General features: G+C 59.8%; 14 protein-coding genes. 13 read left to right on the top strand and 1 reads right to left on the bottom strand.

The window, feature by feature from the left end; translation table 11 throughout:
* Positions 1–62 precede the first annotated feature (62 nt).
* From CAPSK01_RS15925 to CAPSK01_RS15870, 12 genes are all read left to right on the top strand, one after another.
* Positions 63–1,790, top strand: coding sequence for a FimV/HubP family polar landmark protein (locus CAPSK01_RS15925; protein ID WP_034928915.1), 1,728 nt, complete (start codon positions 63–65; stop codon positions 1,788–1,790).
* A gap of 70 nt (positions 1,791–1,860) precedes the next feature.
* On the top strand, positions 1,861–2,457 hold the full coding sequence (locus CAPSK01_RS15920) for a CbiQ family ECF transporter T component (RefSeq protein WP_034928912.1): 597 nt from the start codon (positions 1,861–1,863) through the stop codon (positions 2,455–2,457).
* 3 nt (positions 2,458–2,460) lie between these two features.
* Positions 2,461–3,255, top strand: a complete 795-nt coding sequence (gene truA / locus CAPSK01_RS15915; RefSeq protein ID WP_034928909.1) for a tRNA pseudouridine(38-40) synthase TruA — start codon at positions 2,461–2,463, stop codon at positions 3,253–3,255.
* Between the two features lie 19 nt (positions 3,256–3,274).
* Positions 3,275–3,907, top strand: coding sequence for a phosphoribosylanthranilate isomerase (locus CAPSK01_RS15910; RefSeq protein WP_034928907.1), 633 nt, complete (start codon positions 3,275–3,277; stop codon positions 3,905–3,907).
* A gap of 161 nt (positions 3,908–4,068) precedes the next feature.
* Positions 4,069–5,274, top strand: a complete 1,206-nt coding sequence (trpB, locus tag CAPSK01_RS15905; RefSeq protein WP_273703836.1) for a tryptophan synthase subunit beta — start codon at positions 4,069–4,071, stop codon at positions 5,272–5,274.
* A 2-nt stretch (positions 5,275–5,276) separates the two neighbouring features.
* On the top strand, positions 5,277–6,110 hold the full coding sequence (trpA, locus tag CAPSK01_RS15900) for a tryptophan synthase subunit alpha (protein WP_034928904.1): 834 nt from the start codon (positions 5,277–5,279) through the stop codon (positions 6,108–6,110).
* On the top strand, positions 6,098–6,970 hold the full coding sequence (accD, locus tag CAPSK01_RS15895; protein ID WP_034928901.1) for an acetyl-CoA carboxylase, carboxyltransferase subunit beta: 873 nt from the start codon (positions 6,098–6,100) through the stop codon (positions 6,968–6,970). The genes trpA and accD overlap by 13 nt, the downstream gene beginning before the upstream one ends.
* A 10-nt stretch (positions 6,971–6,980) precedes the next feature.
* Complete coding sequence (folC, locus tag CAPSK01_RS15890; protein WP_273703835.1) at positions 6,981–8,300, top strand: bifunctional tetrahydrofolate synthase/dihydrofolate synthase; 1,320 nt, start codon at positions 6,981–6,983, stop codon at positions 8,298–8,300.
* Between the two features lie 27 nt (positions 8,301–8,327).
* Positions 8,328–9,293, top strand: a complete 966-nt coding sequence (locus CAPSK01_RS15885) for an SPOR domain-containing protein (protein ID WP_034928898.1) — start codon at positions 8,328–8,330, stop codon at positions 9,291–9,293.
* Complete coding sequence (locus CAPSK01_RS15880) at positions 9,290–9,781, top strand: CvpA family protein (protein WP_034928895.1); 492 nt, start codon at positions 9,290–9,292, stop codon at positions 9,779–9,781. Before CAPSK01_RS15885 ends, CAPSK01_RS15880 begins: the two co-directional genes overlap by 4 nt.
* Before the next feature lie 10 nt (positions 9,782–9,791).
* The gene (gene purF, locus CAPSK01_RS15875; RefSeq protein ID WP_034928892.1) at positions 9,792–11,318 is read left to right on the top strand and encodes an amidophosphoribosyltransferase; all 1,527 of its coding nucleotides are present in this window, start codon (positions 9,792–9,794) and stop codon (positions 11,316–11,318) included.
* A gap of 17 nt (positions 11,319–11,335) precedes the next feature.
* Entirely contained in the window at positions 11,336–12,517 is a 1,182-nt protein-coding gene (locus tag CAPSK01_RS15870; protein WP_034928889.1) for an O-succinylhomoserine sulfhydrylase, read from the top strand.
* 9 nt (positions 12,518–12,526) lie between these two features.
* Here CAPSK01_RS15870 and CAPSK01_RS15865 read toward each other — a convergent pair whose 3' ends face one another.
* On the bottom strand, positions 12,527–13,291 hold the full coding sequence (locus CAPSK01_RS15865) for an IS5 family transposase (RefSeq protein ID WP_034928887.1): 765 nt from the start codon (positions 13,289–13,291) through the stop codon (positions 12,527–12,529).
* A 112-nt stretch (positions 13,292–13,403) separates the two neighbouring features.
* On the opposite strand from CAPSK01_RS15865, the gene CAPSK01_RS15860 reads away from it, so the two are divergent.
* On the top strand, positions 13,404–16,685 hold a 3,282-nt coding region (locus CAPSK01_RS15860), incomplete at its 3' end, for an NERD domain-containing protein (RefSeq protein ID WP_273703834.1).

Raw genomic sequence — 16,685 nt, 5'->3', positions numbered from 1 at the left:
TGCCGACTCCGGCGGCCGCGCCGCCAACGTCGGCAGCCGCCCCTGCGGTTCCTGCGAAGCCCATGGAATCGCCGGTAGAGGTGAAACCGGCGGAAACCGTGGCCAAGCCCGAGGCCGTCACGCCCATGCCGGAGGCCGCCAAACCCGAGGTCAAGGCAGAAGTGCCTCCGGCCGCAACGCCCAAGCCGGTCGAGATGCCGAAAGCCAGACCTGTTCCACCGCCGCCGGAAGAGCCCGGTTTTATCGAATGGTTGCTCAGCAGTACGGCCTCCCTGGCAGCGGGGGGTACCCTCATCGCGCTTCTCGCCGCTTACTGGCTCGCCAAACGTCGTCGCGCCGGTGACGGCGGGATGCCGCTTGATGACAGCAGTGCCCTGACGCCCGTGCAAGACAGCGTCGCGCCCAAGTCGGTATTCCACGCTACCGGCGGACAGACTGTTGATACCACCCATTCGGCACCACAAACTGATTTCAGCCAGGCCGGTCCGGGCAGCATTGATACCGATGAAGTTGATCCGGTCGCTGAAGCTGATGTCTACATGGCGTACGGCCGTGACGCCCAAGCCGAGGAGATTCTTCTCGAGGCAAAACAGAAGGATCCCAGGCGCTACGCCATCCACCTGAAGCTGCTTGAGATCTATGCGGGTCGCAAGGATCCCGGACCCTTTGGCGTGCTCGCCACTGAACTGTTCAACGCCACCGGAGGAGTCGGTGCGGACTGGGAGAAAGCAGTGGCAATGGGTTTCCAGCTTGATCCCGGGAATCCGCTCTTTGGTGCGGCCGGACAGACTGAAGTTCGTTCTGTCGAACCTGCAACTGCCATCTTCGTTGCCCAGGAACCCTTTCAGAACACGCTGACCAGACCGGAACTGATCCAGGCGATGGCCACTGCCACTGCCGCGGCGGGCGTAGCAGGGCGGCCGGAAGCGGCCTTGACGAACGAGGTGCAGGAAGCAGAGCCGGAGCCGGTCTCTCTTGCGGATCTGGATTTCGACCTTGGCCGCAGCGAGCCCCGTTCAGCGCCGTCCGATGTCGCTGACGATGCCTACCTGGAAGCCACTCTCGCCTACCCGAGTCCTGCCAAAGAGGAGACGCTCGATTTTGATCTGGCCGCTTCCCTGCCGAAGGCCGAGTTGCCGCCAGAGGAAGACACGCAGGAGGTGCAACTGGTGGATGACGCCAGTGCGCTGGAGGTCACCATGCTGGTGGCTTCAGAATCGCAGCCGGGTGCCGGCCTTGATTTCGAGTTTGATCTGGGAGCCGATCTGTCTGACGAGGCGCCCGCAGATGAACGGATACTGGCACAAGCCGAGCCGGAACAGACCCTTGACATCGGGTCCGCAGGCACCGAAGCGCTGGAGTTCGACATCGCGCTGACGGATTCTACCGTGCTCGGCGATGCCATGCAGCGTGCAGGATTTGACCTGTCGGCGATCAACCTTGATCTGGCCGGCGGCGAGGCCCCCGCCAAGGAAGCTCCCAAGACAGCGGGCAGCGGTGCAGGCGATTTCTCCTTCGAGGAGGAAGAGGATACCCTGGTCAATCCCGGTTTTTCGATGGAAGTGACCGATACCGGGGTAGACGCGCCGTTTGGTTCGCTGGTCGATATGACGATGGCTCCCGACATCACCTCCAGCGAAGAGGTGGCCACCAAGATCGACCTAGCCAAAGCCTATCAGGAAATGGGTGACCTGGAAGGAGCGCGTGAACTCTTGCAGGAAGTCGTCAATGAGGGCGATGCGGCACAGCGGGAAGTGGCGCTCAGTCTCCTTGGCGGGATACGCGAGTAGCGGGCGTCCGGTTGTAGGCACCCCCCAGGGCAATCAGTCGTTCCCTGGACACGAAAGGTCGGAAGCTGTCGTGCATCCAAGCACCTGTCTGGTCGTCTGGCTCCTGGTATTGGTGGCCATTCAAGGTCTCGATGGCTACCTGCTGATGGCTGCCCTGCTGATCTTGCCGCTCTTCGGAGGACGGGCTCTGCGACATTGCGGGCAACTCATTCGGGGTGCGCGCTGGCTGTTGCTGTCAGTGTTTGTCATCCTTGCCTGGGGCAGTGCTGGCGATCCCGCATGGACCGGCGCGATGGCACCCAGTCACGAGGGGCTGGTGGATGCCTCGACGCATGTCGGACGCTTGCTGCTGGTGTTGATGGCGGTCGCGGTGCTGCGTGCGCGGATGCCCGTCGCCGATCTGCTGACGGCCACACATCGCCTGCTCGAGCCGCTTCGTCGCTGCGGACTTGATGCTGATCGTGGTCTTGTTCGGCTGTTGTTGGTTTTGCACTATCTTGAGACGATGCCACGGCCACGCGACTGGCGCCAGCTGCTCGAACTGCCGGCAAGTGGTCACTGCGAGGCATTCGAACTCGCCGACCGCCGACTCTCCAGCCGGGACTACTGGATCATGATTGTTGCCGTCGCAGGGATCCTCCCGCTCGTCTGCTATTGGCAGGCGTGAGGAATGAGAATTGCCCTGGCTGTCGAATACGACGGTGGCGGTTTTCGCGGCTGGCAGAAGCAGCCGGGTGGGGGGACTGTTCAGGACGCCCTGCAGGATGCCTTGCAGCAGTTTGCCACGGTGCCGGTACAGGTGGTTTGCGCCGGGCGTACCGATGCCGGTGTGCATGCAACCGGGCAGGTGGTGCATTTCGATACCGATCTTGATCGATCAATGTATGCCTGGGTGCGCGGAGCCAACACGTTCCTGCCGGCGGCCGTGGCCGTCCGTTGGGCGCAGGCCGTCCCTGGCGATTTTCATGCGCGCTCTTCGGCGTATGCCCGACATTACCGCTACCTGCTGATCAACCGGCCGCATCGGACCGGTGCCTGGCACGGTCGAGTGGGTTGGTATCATCATCCGCTCAACCTGGCGCAGATGCAGGCGGCGGCGGAGCAGTTGCTCGGGGAGCGCGATTTTTCCGCTTTCCGTGCGGCCGAATGCCAAGCCAAATCGCCGGTGAAAATCATGCACCGAGCCGATATACGACGTTTCGGCGATTTGCTGGTCTTTGATTTCGAGGCTTCCGCCTTCCTTCACCACATGGTGCGTAACCTGGTCGGCAGTCTGGTTGCAGTGGGTCAGGGCAAGCATCCGCCGGAATGGATCGCCGAGTTGCTGGCGAAGGGCGATCGCCGTCTGGCTGCACCGACCTTTGCTGCGGCCGGTTTGTATCTCGCCGCTGTCAGGTATCTGCCGCACTGGGGTTTGCCGAGCAGCGATGAAACGCTGTTTCTGCCTTACGTTCTGAACCTTTGAAGAGAAGCCTATCCCGCCGATGCAAGTACGTATCAAGATCTGCGGACTGACCCGTATTGAAGACCTGAGACTTGCCGTGCACGCGGGAGCTGATGCGCTGGGTCTGGTGTTCTACCCGCCGAGTCCGCGTTGCGTCGATCTGTCGACGGCGGCGCGGCTGGCGCGTGCCGTGCCGCCCTTCGTCAGCATGGTCGGCCTGTTCGTCAATGCGGATCCGGCCGTGCTGCAGTCAACCCTGGCGGCCGTGCCGGTCCATCTGCTGCAATTCCACGGGGATGAGGATGACGCCTATTGCCGGCAGTTCGGTCGACCTTACATCAAGGCAGCGCGCGTCAGGCCGGGAATGGATTTGGTACAATACGCGGCTGCTTTTCCTTCGGCGCAGGCCATTCTTCTCGACGCCTTTGTCGACGGTTACGGCGGCGGCGGCAAGGTTTTCGATTGGTCGCTGGTGCCGCCATCGCTGGGCAAGCCGCTGATCCTCTCCGGTGGGCTGGATGCGGATAACGTCGGGGAAGCGGTGCGCCGTCTTCGACCGGCGGCGGTCGATGTTTCGACGGGTGTCGAGGCAAGCAGGGGAATCAAGGATGCCGAAAAGATGCGTGCTTTTGTCGCCGCCGTGCGGGCGGCTGAATCGATGAGTGGCGATTGATGCGGCAGGGTCTGATGGGATTGTTCATGCGCAGAAAAACGGGGGGTCGGACGCGGACTTGCTGGCGGTACTACCTGGCCAAACATACCTGAGGCGCGACGGTCGGATTGTTTTCACAGAGGCAGTGCACGCTGCCCCCACCTGTCGCAAGGAGAATTTTGATGGCCGAGCATGACTACGATTTGCCTGACGCCAGAGGCCATTTTGGCCCCTACGGTGGCGTCTTCGTTGCCGAGACCCTGATCGCGGCGCTGGATGAACTGAAGGAAGCGTATGCCGCCGCGCAGCGGGATCCGCAGTTCGTCGCCGAATTCGATGATGAACTCAAACATTATGTGGGCCGGCCAAGTCCGGTCTATTACGCCAGACGCTGGTCCGAACTCCTCGGCGGTGCCCGGATTTACCTGAAGCGCGAGGATTTGAACCATACCGGCGCACACAAGATCAACAACTGCATCGGTCAGGCACTGCTGGCGCGGCGCATGCGGAAGCCACGCGTCATCGCTGAAACGGGCGCCGGCCAGCATGGCGTGGCGACGGCCACCGTAGCCGCGCGCTATGGCATGGAGTGCGTGGTTTACATGGGTTCGGAAGACATCCGGCGGCAGGCGGCCAATGTGTATCGCATGAAACTGCTGGGGGCCAGGGTGGTGCCGGTGGACAGCGGTTCCAGGACGCTCAAGGATGCCTTGAATGAAGCGATGCGCGACTGGGTGACCAACGTCTCCGACACTTTCTACATCATCGGTACGGTGGCCGGTCCGCATCCCTATCCGATGCTGGTACGCGACTTCCAGTCGATCATCGGCCGGGAGTCGATCGCGCAGATGCAGGAGCAGTGCGGTCGCCAGCCCGATGCCGTGATTGCCTGTGTGGGCGGTGGTTCGAATGCGATGGGGATCTTTTATCCCTACATTCCGGTCACCGGGGTGCGTCTGATCGGCGTTGAGGCGGCGGGCGAAGGGATTGCCACGGGACATCATGCCGCCTCATTGACGGCGGGTCGTCCCGGTGTCTTGCACGGTAACCGAACCTATCTGCTGCAGGATGAGAACGGCCAGATCACCGAGACGCACTCGATTTCGGCGGGTCTCGATTATCCGGGGGTGGGCCCGGAGCACGCATGGCTCAAGGATAGTGGTCGCGCCGAGTACGTCAGCATCAGTGATGCCGAGGCGCTGCAGGCTTTTCATGACCTGTGCCGTCTCGAAGGCATCATCCCGGCGCTGGAGTCGAGCCATGCCCTGGCGTATGCGACCCGGCTGGCACCGACCCTGGCCAAGGACCAGATCCTGCTGGTCAACCTCTCCGGTCGTGGTGACAAGGATATGCACACCGTTGCCGATCGCTCAGGGATCAAATTCTGATCATGACAAAGATACAGGCTGTATTCGAGCGTTTGCAGGCGCAGGGGCGCAAGGCCCTGATCCCGTTCATTACTGCCGGCGACCCCGATCCGGCATTGACCGTGCCCTTGCTGCATGCGTTGGTCAGTGCCGGCGCCGACATCATTGAACTGGGCGTGCCTTTCTCTGACCCGATGGCCGATGGACCGACCATCCAGCGGGCCTCCGAGCGGGCTCTGGCGAAAGGCGTCAGCCTGCGCCAGGTCCTTGAACTGGTCAAGAACTTCCGCGTCGACGACCAGCAGACTCCGATTGTATTGATGGGTTACGCCAACCCGATCGAGTCGATGGGCGTCGGAAACTTCGCCGGAGCCGCCTGCGCTGCCGGGGTGGATGGCGTTCTGGTGGTCGATTATCCACCCGAGGAAGGGATCGAGTTTGCCCGCATCCTGAAACGCCATGACCTCGATCCGATCTTCCTGCTGGCGCCGACTTCGAGCGATGCCCGAGTCTTGCAGGTGGGCGCCCTGGCCAGCGGCTACCTCTATTATGTCTCGTTGAAAGGGGTGACCGGTTCTGCAGCCCTGGACATCGCGGCCGTTGCCGCGCGCCTTCCGGAAATCCGGGCGCGCACCGGCGTTCCGGTGGGGGTCGGTTTCGGGATTCGTGACGCGGCGACGGCCGCCGCGGTGGCCGCGATCGCCGATGCCGTGGTGGTCGGTAGCCGGATCATTGAAGAAATCGAGCAATCGCCACCCGATCAGGCCTGCGCAAGGGTGCTCGCGCTGGTCGCCGACATTCGGCGCGGGATGGATACGGTAATGAATGCTCCGGGAGGAACGACATGGGCTCGCTGAACAAACTGCTGCCGCCAAAAATCAAACGCAATGACAGCGGTGTGGCACGCCGATCATCATTGCCCGAAGGCCTGTGGAGCAAGTGTCCGGCCTGTGAGGCGGTGCTCTATGCGACCGACCTGGCGAGCAACTGCAATGTCTGTCCCAAGTGTGGTCATCACAAGCGCCTGGAGTCGCGGGCCCGTATCGATCTTTTGCTTGACGTCGATGGACGTTCCGAGATCGGTTCGGAGGTGCTGCCGGTCGATTCGCTGTCGTTCAAGGACAGTCGTCGCTATCCGGATCGCTTGCAGGATGCGACCGAGGCCACCGGCGAGACCGACGCACTGATTGTCCTGAGCGGTTCGATCAACGCCCTGCCGGTGGTCCTCGCCGTTTTCGAGTTCGACTTCATGGGCGGTTCGATGGGTTCGGTGCTTGGCGAACGCTTCGTGCGTGGTGTTCAGGCCGCGATCGAGCAGGCGCGACCGTTCATTTGTGTCACCGCTTCGGGAGGGGCGCGCATGCAGGAGGGGCTGTTTTCGCTGATGCAGATGGCCAAGACGACGGCCATATTGACCTGCCTTTCGCAAGCCAGATTGCCCTTCATCTCGATACTGACGGATCCGACGATGGGTGGGGTGTCGGCATCCTTCGCCTTCCTCGGCGATGTGGTGATTGCCGAACCCGGCGCCCTGATCGGCTTCGCCGGTCCGCGCGTCATCGAGCAGACCGTTCGTGAAACTCTGCCGGAAGGTTTCCAGCGATCTGAGTTCCTGCTTGAAAAAGGTGCGATCGACATGATCGTCGACCGCCGGGAGATGAAGGAACGGATTGCCGGCTTGCTGGCCTTGTTGCAGAAGTGGCCGGCATTGCCGTGAGCGGCTCGGCGTGAGCAACGGGGAGGGCAGGGCATCGGCGATTCCTGAGCACACACTGGAACGCTGGCTGGCGCACCTCGAAAGCCTCCACCCACGCGGGCAGGCGGGAATCGAGCTGGGGCTGGAACGAGTCCAGCGCGTCAAGCGGGAATTGGGCCAGCATCCGCAATGCCCACTGGTCACCGTCGGCGGCACCAACGGCAAGGGTTCGACCTGCGCCTACCTCGAAGCGATCTACCGTTTCGCCGGTTACCGCGTGGGTTGCTATACGTCGCCGCATCTGCTGAAGTACAACGAGCGGGTACGCGTTGATCGGATCCCGGTAGACGACGCCGGGCTATGCGAGGCCTTTGCCCGCGTCGAGGCGGCGCGACAGGCCGCTGGCGATGTCGCGCTGACTTATTTCGAGTTTGGCACTTTGGCCGCCCTCGAGGTCTTCCGCGTCCGCGAGGTCGAAGTGATGATTCTCGAAGTCGGGCTGGGCGGCCGCCTCGATGCCGTCAATGCCTACGATCCCGATTGCGCCGTGGTGACCAGTGTCGCGCTCGATCATACCGACTGGCTCGGTTCGACACGCGAGGCCATTGGTTTCGAGAAGGCCGGCATCTTTCGCGCGGGCAGACCGGCAGTGTGCGCGGATCCCGAACCGCCGCAATCGCTGCTGGTACATGCGCAGGCCATTGGCGCCGACCTGCACCTGCTGGGTCGTGATTTCGGTTATTCCGGAGAGCGCTTGCAATGGACCTTCTGGCGGCATGGTGGCCGGCGCCGGAGTGGCCTGGCGAATCCCGGTTTGCGCGGTGCCTGCCAGCTGCGCAATGCCTCGGCCGCGCTCGTCGTCGTCGACCTGCTTGGACAGCGCTTGCCGGTTTCGATGCAGGCGATCCGGCGCGGACTGATCGAACTGGATTTGCCGGGGCGTTTTCAGGTGTTGCCGGGTCGTCCGGTGATTGTCCTCGATGTGGCACACAATCCGCAGGCGGTGGGTGTCCTGGCAGACAACCTGGGCGACATGGCTTTCTCCAGCAGGACGATTGCCGTCGTCGGAATGCTTGCCGACAAGGACATCGCCGGCTCGCTGGCGCCCTTGGCCGGCAAGGTGGATACCTGGTTGCTGGCCGACCTCGATGTGCCGCGTGGCGCATCAGCGGCCGTCCTGGCCGCGGCCGTCAGCAGCACCGGCCTCACCGGCCGCGTCGAATGTTTTGCCTCACCGCAGAAAGCCTTCGCGCGTTCTGCAGAGTTGGCCGAGGAAAATGGTAAAATCGTCGTTTTTGGATCGTTCTACACGGTCGCGGCCGTCATGCGCAGCATGCAACATGGTCGCTGATCAAAGCGACGCGAGTGGATTCCAGCGATGACCGAATCACCTGATCCGCAACTTCAGCTCAAGAAACGGGCTCGTCGCCGCCTCGTGGGTGCGGTCGCGTTCGCCGGACTGGCTGCCGTGATCCTGCCGATGGTCCTGGACGAGGAGCCGAAACAGCCAGTGCAGGATGTGCCGATACGCATTCCTGGTCAAGAGCAGTTGCCTTACCAACCCAGGGATCTGGCCGCCAGGGCCGCCGCTCCCGATGCGTCTGCCATCAGTGGCGAGCCGCAGAAAGCCATGCCACCTGGCGGTGCGACTGAGCAGTCATCAGTGGCCGTTCCGATCGCCAAGCCGGCGGCTCCTCCCGCCGCTGTCCCGGTTGCCCGGCCGATCGAGAAAAGCGGCGACAAGGCTGCCAAAGTCCCCCAAGCGCCGGAGAAGGTGCCGGAGAAAGCCGCTGAAAAGAAAGTCGTCAAGCCGGCAGAGAAGGTTCCGGAGAAGACGGTCGACAAGAAACCCGCCAAGCTCGCGGAGACCTCGCCGGACAAGGCGGCCAAAACCATCAAGCCCGTTGAAAAGGCGCCCGAAAAGGCGGTCGAGAGAAGGGTCGAGAAGCCGGTGGAAAAGCCGCCTGAAAAAGCACCGGTCAAGAAGGTTGACAAGCCTGCCGAGAAGACGCCAGAGACTGCTTCCGAAGAGGCCGGCAAGCCGCCTGCCGACGATCCACCGCATTCTGCGCCGGCCGGCAAGCCCGCTGAACCTGCAGCGGCAAAATCTGGCGGGCAACGGGTGATTCTGATCGGGGCCTTTACCAACGCCGATAACGCCAGGCAGTTGCAGAGCAAGATCAGCGCAGCCGGAGTCAATAGCTATACCGAGATTCTTGATTCGCCCGATGGCAAGAAAACGCGTGTGCGCGCCGGCCCTTTCCCGAATCGGGAAGCCGCTGAAAAGGCGCTCGAACAACTGCAGAAAATTGGCGTTACTGGGGTCGTCGCCGGCAGGCAATGACAGTTTTTGATTACCTGGTCCTGTTGATCGTCGCAGCCTCCCTGTTGCTGGGCGTTTGGCGTGGCGTGGTCGGCGAGATCATTGCCCTGGTGGCATGGGTGCTGGCTTTCTTCGCTGCAAATTGGTGGGGAGCACTGCTTGCGGACGGGTTTAAGACGGCCATTGCTGACCCGACACTACGCAGCGTGGCCGGCTGGGTAGCGGTGTTCATCGCCACACTGGTGGTCATGGCACTGCTTCGCCTGACCATGAGTCGCCTGATCAAGGCGCTGGGAATGACGCTGAGCGATCGCCTCCTGGGCGTCATCTTCGGTGTCGCCCGTGGCCTGGTGATCGTATTGATCCTGGTTGCCGCAGGCGGCATGACGGCGTTGCCGAAAGAGAAGTGGTGGAGTGAGGCGTATTTCGCTGCCCCGCTTGAAACGGCCGTTCTGGCCAGCAAGTCCTGGTTGCCATCCGACGTGGCGAAACGAATCAGGTTTGGGTAGGAAAAAGACTATGTGCGGAATTCTCGGGGTTGTTGCAACCACACCGGTCAACCAGCTGCTTTATGATGGGCTGATGGTCCTGCAGCATCGCGGTCAGGACGCTGCCGGCATCGTCACCGCCGAAGACGATGCGTTTCATATGCACAAAGGATCGGGGCTGGTACGCGACGTATTTCGCACCCGCAACATGCGGGCTTTGCCGGGTAACATGGGGATTGCCCATTGCCGCTACCCGACGGCCGGTTCAGCTTTCGACGCGGCCCTCTCGCAACCGTTCTATGTGAACTCGCCGTTCGGGATTGTTCTTGGACACAACGGCAACCTGACCAACGCGGAGCAACTCAAGGAAGAGATGTTCCGTCAGGATCTGCGACACATCAATACCGGTTCGGATTCAGAGGTGCTGCTGAACACGCTGGCACACGAGCTGCAAGCAACCGCCAAGGGATGTCGGTTGGATCTCGACACCATCTTTGCCGCGGTGGCGGCGGTGCATCGCCGTTGCCGGGGGGCTTACGCGGTGGTGGCGATGATCGCCGGTCACGGCCTGCTTGCGTTCCGCGATCCATTCGGGATTCGGCCGCTGGTATTCGGTATCAACGAAACGCCCGAGGGCACCGAGTACCTGTTTGCCTCCGAATCGGTCGCGCTGGATACCCTGGGTTTTCAGGTTCTTCGCGATGTCGACCCCGGCGAGGCGATCTTCATCGATCTCGATCACCATTTGCATCAGCGCCAGTGTGCGCAGCATGCGGCACTGTCCCCCTGCATCTTCGAGTTCGTCTATCTGGCGCGGCCGGACTCGGTGATCGACGGAGTTTCGGTTTATGAAGCACGCTTGAACATGGGCGAGCATCTCGCTGACAAACTGCTCAAACACATTCCCTTCGACCAGATCGACGTGGTCATCCCGATTCCCGATTCGAGTCGCCCTTCGGCGATGCAGCTGGCACAGCGCATCGGCGTTCCGTACCGCGAAGGTTTTGTCAAGAACCGCTACATCGGCCGCACGTTCATCATGCCAGGCCAGGCGACGCGGGCGCGCTCGGTGCGCCAGAAACTGAACACCGTGGCGCAGGAATTCAAGGGCAAGCGGGTCCTGCTGGTCGATGACTCGATCGTGCGCGGCACGACCAGCCGCGAGATCGTCGAGATGGCTCGTGCTGCCGGTGCGTTGAAGGTTTTCTTCGCTTCCGCTTCACCACCGGTGCGTTACCCGAATGTTTATGGAATCGACATGCCGACGCGTAGCGAGCTGATTGCCACCGGCCGTACCGGCGAGCAGATTGCCCGTGAAATCGGTGCCGATGCCTTGGTCTATCAGGATCTGGACGCGCTCAAGGCGTCGATCCGTGAATTGAAACCGTCGCTTTGCCATTTCGATACCTCGTGTTTCGATGGCTGCTATGTCACCGGCGACGTCAGCACGGAGTATCTGACGGCTATCGAGATGGCCCGCGCGGGCCACCAAAAAACGACCAAGGAAGAGCGCTGGGCGTCGAAACAGTTGCATCTCAACCTGCTGTCGGCCGGCTGAGCGCGATGGAGAACACGATGGAGAGCAAGCGAGGATATTCCCTGGAGACGCTGGCTGTGCGCGCGGGTCAGGAACGTAGCCAATTCAACGAGCACAGTGAAGCGCTCTACCTGACCTCGAGTTTTGTCTTCAGCACGGCTGCAGAGGCCGCCGCCCGTTTTTCCGGCGAGGAAGAAGGCAATGTGTACTCGCGCTTCACCAACCCGACGGTCGCGGTCTTTCAGGATCGTCTCGCCGCCCTGGAAGGCGCAGAGGCGTGCATAGCCACCGCCTCCGGGATGTCGGCGATCCTCTCGCTGGTGATGGCGCTGTGCAGCAGTGGCGATCACATTGTCGCCTCGACGGGTTTGTTCGGTGCCACCCAGCAGTTGCTCGGGACCATCATGCCGCGCTTCGGGATCCAGACCAGCTTTGTCGCCCAGACCGATGTCACCGCCTGGCATGCCGCGATGCGGCCGGAAACGAAGCTGTTCTTCCTTGAAACCCCGTCGAATCCGCTGACCGAGATTGCCGACATCGCTGCTCTGGTCGGCATTGCGCACGCGCAGGGCGTGCTGGTGGCGGTCGATAACTGTTTTTGTACGCCGATTCTCCAGCGTCCGCTCGATCTTGGCGCGGATCTGGTCGTCCATTCGGCGACCAAATTTCTCGATGGACAGGGTCGGGTTCTCGGTGGTGCAGTCGCCGGGCCAAAGCTACTGACCGATGAAGTGTTCAAGTTCCTGCGCACCGCCGGCCCGACGCTTTCCGCATTCAACGCCTGGGTGTTGCTGAAAGGCATGGAGACGCTGCAGATCCGCCTCGAAGCGCAGACGTCAAAGGCCTTGCAGCTCGCGCGGTGGCTGGAAGATCAGCCGCGGGTGGCACGCGTCTACTATCCCGGCTTGCCGTCTCACCCGCAGTTCGAACTCGCGCAACGCCAGCAGAAAAGCGGTGGTGCAGTCGTCTCCTTCGAAATCAAGGGCGCCCGTACCGAAGCCTGGAAAGTCGTCGATAGCTGCCGGCTGCTGTCGATCACGGCCAACCTCGGCGATACCAAAACCATTCTCACGCACCCTGCCTCGACCACGCACGGCCGCATCACGCCGGAGCAGCGGGCCGCGGCTGGAATCACCGAGGGCCTGTTGCGCATCGCGGTGGGTCTCGAAGACGTGCTGGATCTGCAGAAGGATCTTGAAACGGGCCTGTCGTTGATCTAGGGCGTGTCCTCAATTGAGCCAGACGAGGGAGGCCGCCAAATGAATGGCGCCGAGGAAATTGCGAGCAGTTTTGTCGTAACGGGTGGCGATGGCACGAAACTGCTTGAGCTTGGCGAAAAAGTTTTCGATCAGATGGCGCGCCCGATACCGGTGCCTGTCCAAGGGGCGCTGGATCAGGTGGGTGCTGCGCGAAGGGATCACGATCTGTTTGCCCGCTTTTTCCAACGGCTCAACCAGCCGCTTTTGCGCGTCATCGGCTTTGTCCGCCAGGACGGCATCCGCCGAGGAGTCCGCCAGCAGGACATCGGCGCCGACGAGGTCGTGGGTTTGGCCGGGGGTGAGGTGAAACCCTGTCGGATTGCCCAGAGCGTCCACCGTGGCGTGGATCTTCGTGCTCAGTCCACCGCGGCTACGTCCGATGGCCTGGTCTACTTCAGGCCCCTTCTTGAGGGCACCGGCACGGTGCGGGTGAGCACGAACGAGGGAAGCATCCATCATGACCCACTCGTTGTCCGCCTCTTCCGCCCATCCTCTGAACACGCGCTTCCACACCCCAGACTGGCTCCAGCGAGAGAACCTGATGTGCACCACGCGGAAATCCCCGAAACGCTGGGGCCGGTCGCGCCACGGTATGCCTGTTCGATATCGGTACAGCACCGCTTCCACAAACAAGCGGTTGTCTGCGGCAGTGACCCCCACGTGCCCAGCACGTCCAGGCAGCAGATCCTTGATGCGTTCCCATGGGTCGTCTCTCAGTTCGTGCCGCCGGTTCATCACTCCATCCTTCGCCGGTTCGGCAGCGCTCAACGCGCATGACCCAGCAATTGATGACACGCCATAGTACCAATCAGGTAGTTTCACAGACAATAAAGACAAAGGAAGCAAGTTGGAAATAGAAATTTGGGACGGCGGTCTTCAAGAACAAGAGATTGAGGCAATAAAAAAAATCGGGGCGACTTTCTCCGATGCCCAGCAGGATGACAATTCTCCATCAAGAGGCGGTTCACTTCGAGATCCGCGTCAAAACAAGCTCGGGCGCAACGGCATGTACCCTTGGAAAGGGTATGCCGGGTTCAGGTTCGTAGATTCGAAGGGCAAGGAGGGTGAGTTTGATTTGGTAATCGTGACTCACTGCAATGTCCTCATCGTAGAGTTGAAGGACTGGAACCATGCGCCCCTTACTGCAAATGGTGACGTTTGGTTTAAGGGCGACAAGAACATGGGGCGTTCGCCCGTAAGTGTCACGAGAAACAAAAAGTTCTTGCTGGAAAACAAGCTAAAACGGCTCTCATCTCGCTTTACCAACAAAAAGTACCTGCCGCTCGTCCATTTCTTCGTCGTCATGACTGGAAATGCGGATTTTAGTCAGCTTCCGGAAGTCGACCTTCAACATACGATATCCCTGAAAAACTTCCTCCGTTTTGCGGACAAAGTTAAGTTCAACGATTTCTTCCGTCCGCATCCTGATTCGCAGGTCTTGAATCAAGACATTCCGGTCTTTGACGAGTTATTCCTGAAGGGAAATACAGCACCGAAAGCACTGAAAATTGGTGGATACACCGCTGTCGAGGAGGTTTTCGAACATCCGAACTCCGTTTACAAAGAGTATTTGGCAAGTTCGGAGATATCGAAGGGTACCGAGGCACTACTGCGGGTTTGGAATTTCAGGAAGCTCGATGGCAACAAGGCAATAACCTCACAGGGCAGGGCTGAAATCGTGTCCCGTGAGCGGGAAGTATTGCAGTACATCAACCACCAGAATCGAGACCTGTACAACCACTGCCTACGCTCGCTGACAAGTTTCGAAAAGAATGAGGTTACATCGCAGTACAGCGAGGTTTATGAGCTTCCTCCTGGGCATGTGAGATTCAACGAATTCGTGGGCAAATACGGTCAGTCGTTTAACCAGACCGACCGGCTGAACCTTACGAAGCTACTGATTGCGAAGTTCGCTGACCTGCATGGAATCAAGATTGCTCACCGTGATATTGCAGACCATAGTCTGTGGCTGTCGCCGTCCAAGGAAATTGCGCTCTCCAACTTCATCTCCGCTTACCACCAGCCAATAGGTACGGTCGGAGATTATCGGAGCAGCCTTTCGGTGGGGGCTGTGGAAGTTAAAGAGATGCTGGACGATACATCAACAACCCCGTTCCAGAAGGACGTTCATGCCCTCGGACTTGTCTCATGGCATCTCCTGACTGCACAGAGAATGTCTCCGAAGAGCTTGGAGAACATTCAGAACGAGATACTTTCAAGCTGCGAATGGTACGCAGGAGTTCTGCTGGAAGCAGTGACAGGGCGATTTAAGGATGCTTCGGCATTCTTCGATGCACTGAAGAGAGCAGAACCGCAAGGCGAGGCGATACCGACTTTCGATGACTCCGAACTGGAAGCCTATCGTCACCCGATTAACCACATGCGGCAGTTCCCCGATCCAGGCGAATTTCTGTTTTCGACCGATGATAAAGAGGTCTATGTCTCTGAAGGGAGGCTGGTTAAAGCTTGGTTGAATGTGGGCGGCAAAGGGGATGATCCAGTAAGCAATTTCCGCATCCTTGCCTTTTTGAAGCGGCTGGACAAGTTGGCGGCAGTAAATCCCACTTACCTTCCACGTATTCATGAGTACGGGCTGGCGTCGAGGTCGAGCAGCATGTATTTGGTGACCGACGTCGTTGATGGAACGACGTGGGCGGAAGCTGCTCTTGATGAGGCGGACAAACTAGGGGTGATCCAGAAGCTGACAGATGCCGTCGAGCATCTTCATGGTCTCGGCATTTCGCATGGCGACCTTCACCCCGGCAATGTGATGCTGGCAAGGGAAAGCCGGAATGTGTATCTGATAGATATTCCTGACTTTTCCCACAACACCGCCGAATCCAAGAATCATCGGTATAGCCCCGAGAATATCGACGGAAGCTCATCCGAACAGCGTGACATCTTTGCGGTACTCCGTATGTCTTGCGAGTTGCTCGGTTTGGAGTCGGGCGAGGAGTCCAAAGACTATCCGAGAATCTCGGAAGTGGTTCAGTCGGAACTGAACGATCTAGAGTTCGGTTTCAGGGATTTAGGGCGCTTTAAGAAGGCTCTAACCTCTGCAGCAGAGGTGGATGAGCAAAAAGTCGTCGAGATCCTCCTAAATGGGATCGATGAACAAACGACAATTTTTCCAGATAATGGTCATCTCTTCGTCAAGGTAGAACCATCCAGAAAGGGACAGCATGTCCTGCTGGTTAGTTTTGCAGGCATTGGCGGAACGTTCTGTGCCTTCTATGACAAGGAACAGCGTTGCTTTGTTGGGGGGTTACCCCCACGAATCAGAACTGTCGTCGATTTCAAGGTCGCGGATGAAAGCCAATTCGAAATCAGTACGGCAATTCGAATTAAGCCAGGGCGACCGGCTCAACTTTCTGCCTTGTCGGAACATCTTCGCGATGACGAGGCGTTTGATCGTGCGATCGAAATGCTTCAGACGGCTTCCCCAGAAATTGATGAATCGGGACTGAGCCGACAACTGAAAGATGTTTTCCAGAGTGCAGAAGCCTCCATCGGGGAGGAGCATTCGGAAATCACGGTCGATATTTCGACACAGGCACTTTGGCGGGCAATCCTCGCCACGGAGACTGAGTCAAGCCCGAATATCGAATTGAATGGTGCCTCATTCAAGCCGTCGGACTCAGAATCCGAACTGGTGCTTCCTTATGAAGCGGACGTCGACCCCTTGGGAGCTTTCGCAAGCACGGATGAAGTCGAGGCTCTCCTCATTGATCAGGATGGTGCAGAAAAAGTCATCGGTGAGGTCTTCCTCAAAAAATCAGCGTTGAACGAAGTCCGCCTGAATAAGGTGCGCAGTTCAGCGTATGGGCTTAAAGATGGCGACTCCGTCTTCTTCAGGACTAAACAAGATAGGGCTTCATACCGCAAGCGGAAAGCTGCTCTTGAAAGGCTGCTTGATAGGGAAGGGGTCTTGCCTGAACTCCTCGATTTGTTCGACCCAGCCTGCAATAAGGATGCGACCCCCTACAACATTGCCGTTACTGAGGAGGACTTCGCGAGATACGACCGCGAAGACCTGCAAGGGAACAAGATTAGCTTCAACGAGCAGCAGCGGGAGGCTTTCACCAGTAACCGTTCACACCCCCGCAAAAATTCACGCGCAGCGGCAAGT

The organism is Candidatus Accumulibacter vicinus (genome assembly GCF_000584955.1).
GTDB lineage: Bacteria > Pseudomonadota > Gammaproteobacteria > Burkholderiales > Rhodocyclaceae > Accumulibacter > Accumulibacter vicinus.
The sequence above is the reverse complement of the archived record's forward strand: the minus strand, read 5'-3'. Positions and strand labels throughout refer to the sequence as shown.

What these genes read in the sequence shown, in the direction of transcription:
- CAPSK01_RS15925 (WP_034928915.1), top strand. Translation starts at nt 63, where the DNA reads ATGGAATCGCCGGTAGAGGTGAAACCGGCGGAAACCGTGGCCAAGCCC.
- truA (WP_034928909.1), top strand. Translation starts at nt 2,461, where the DNA reads ATGAGAATTGCCCTGGCTGTCGAATACGACGGTGGCGGTTTTCGCGGC.
- CAPSK01_RS15910 (WP_034928907.1), top strand. Translation starts at nt 3,275, where the DNA reads ATGCAAGTACGTATCAAGATCTGCGGACTGACCCGTATTGAAGACCTG.
- trpB (WP_273703836.1), top strand. Translation starts at nt 4,069, where the DNA reads ATGGCCGAGCATGACTACGATTTGCCTGACGCCAGAGGCCATTTTGGC.
- trpA (WP_034928904.1), top strand. Translation starts at nt 5,277, where the DNA reads ATGACAAAGATACAGGCTGTATTCGAGCGTTTGCAGGCGCAGGGGCGC.
- accD (WP_034928901.1), top strand. Translation starts at nt 6,098, where the DNA reads ATGGGCTCGCTGAACAAACTGCTGCCGCCAAAAATCAAACGCAATGAC.
- CAPSK01_RS15885 (WP_034928898.1), top strand. Translation starts at nt 8,328, where the DNA reads ATGACCGAATCACCTGATCCGCAACTTCAGCTCAAGAAACGGGCTCGT.
- CAPSK01_RS15880 (WP_034928895.1), top strand. Translation starts at nt 9,290, where the DNA reads ATGACAGTTTTTGATTACCTGGTCCTGTTGATCGTCGCAGCCTCCCTG.
- purF (WP_034928892.1), top strand. Translation starts at nt 9,792, where the DNA reads ATGTGCGGAATTCTCGGGGTTGTTGCAACCACACCGGTCAACCAGCTG.
- CAPSK01_RS15870 (WP_034928889.1), top strand. Translation starts at nt 11,336, where the DNA reads ATGGAGAGCAAGCGAGGATATTCCCTGGAGACGCTGGCTGTGCGCGCG.
- CAPSK01_RS15865 (WP_034928887.1), bottom strand. Translation starts at nt 13,291, where the DNA reads ATGAACCGGCGGCACGAACTGAGAGACGACCCATGGGAACGCATCAAG.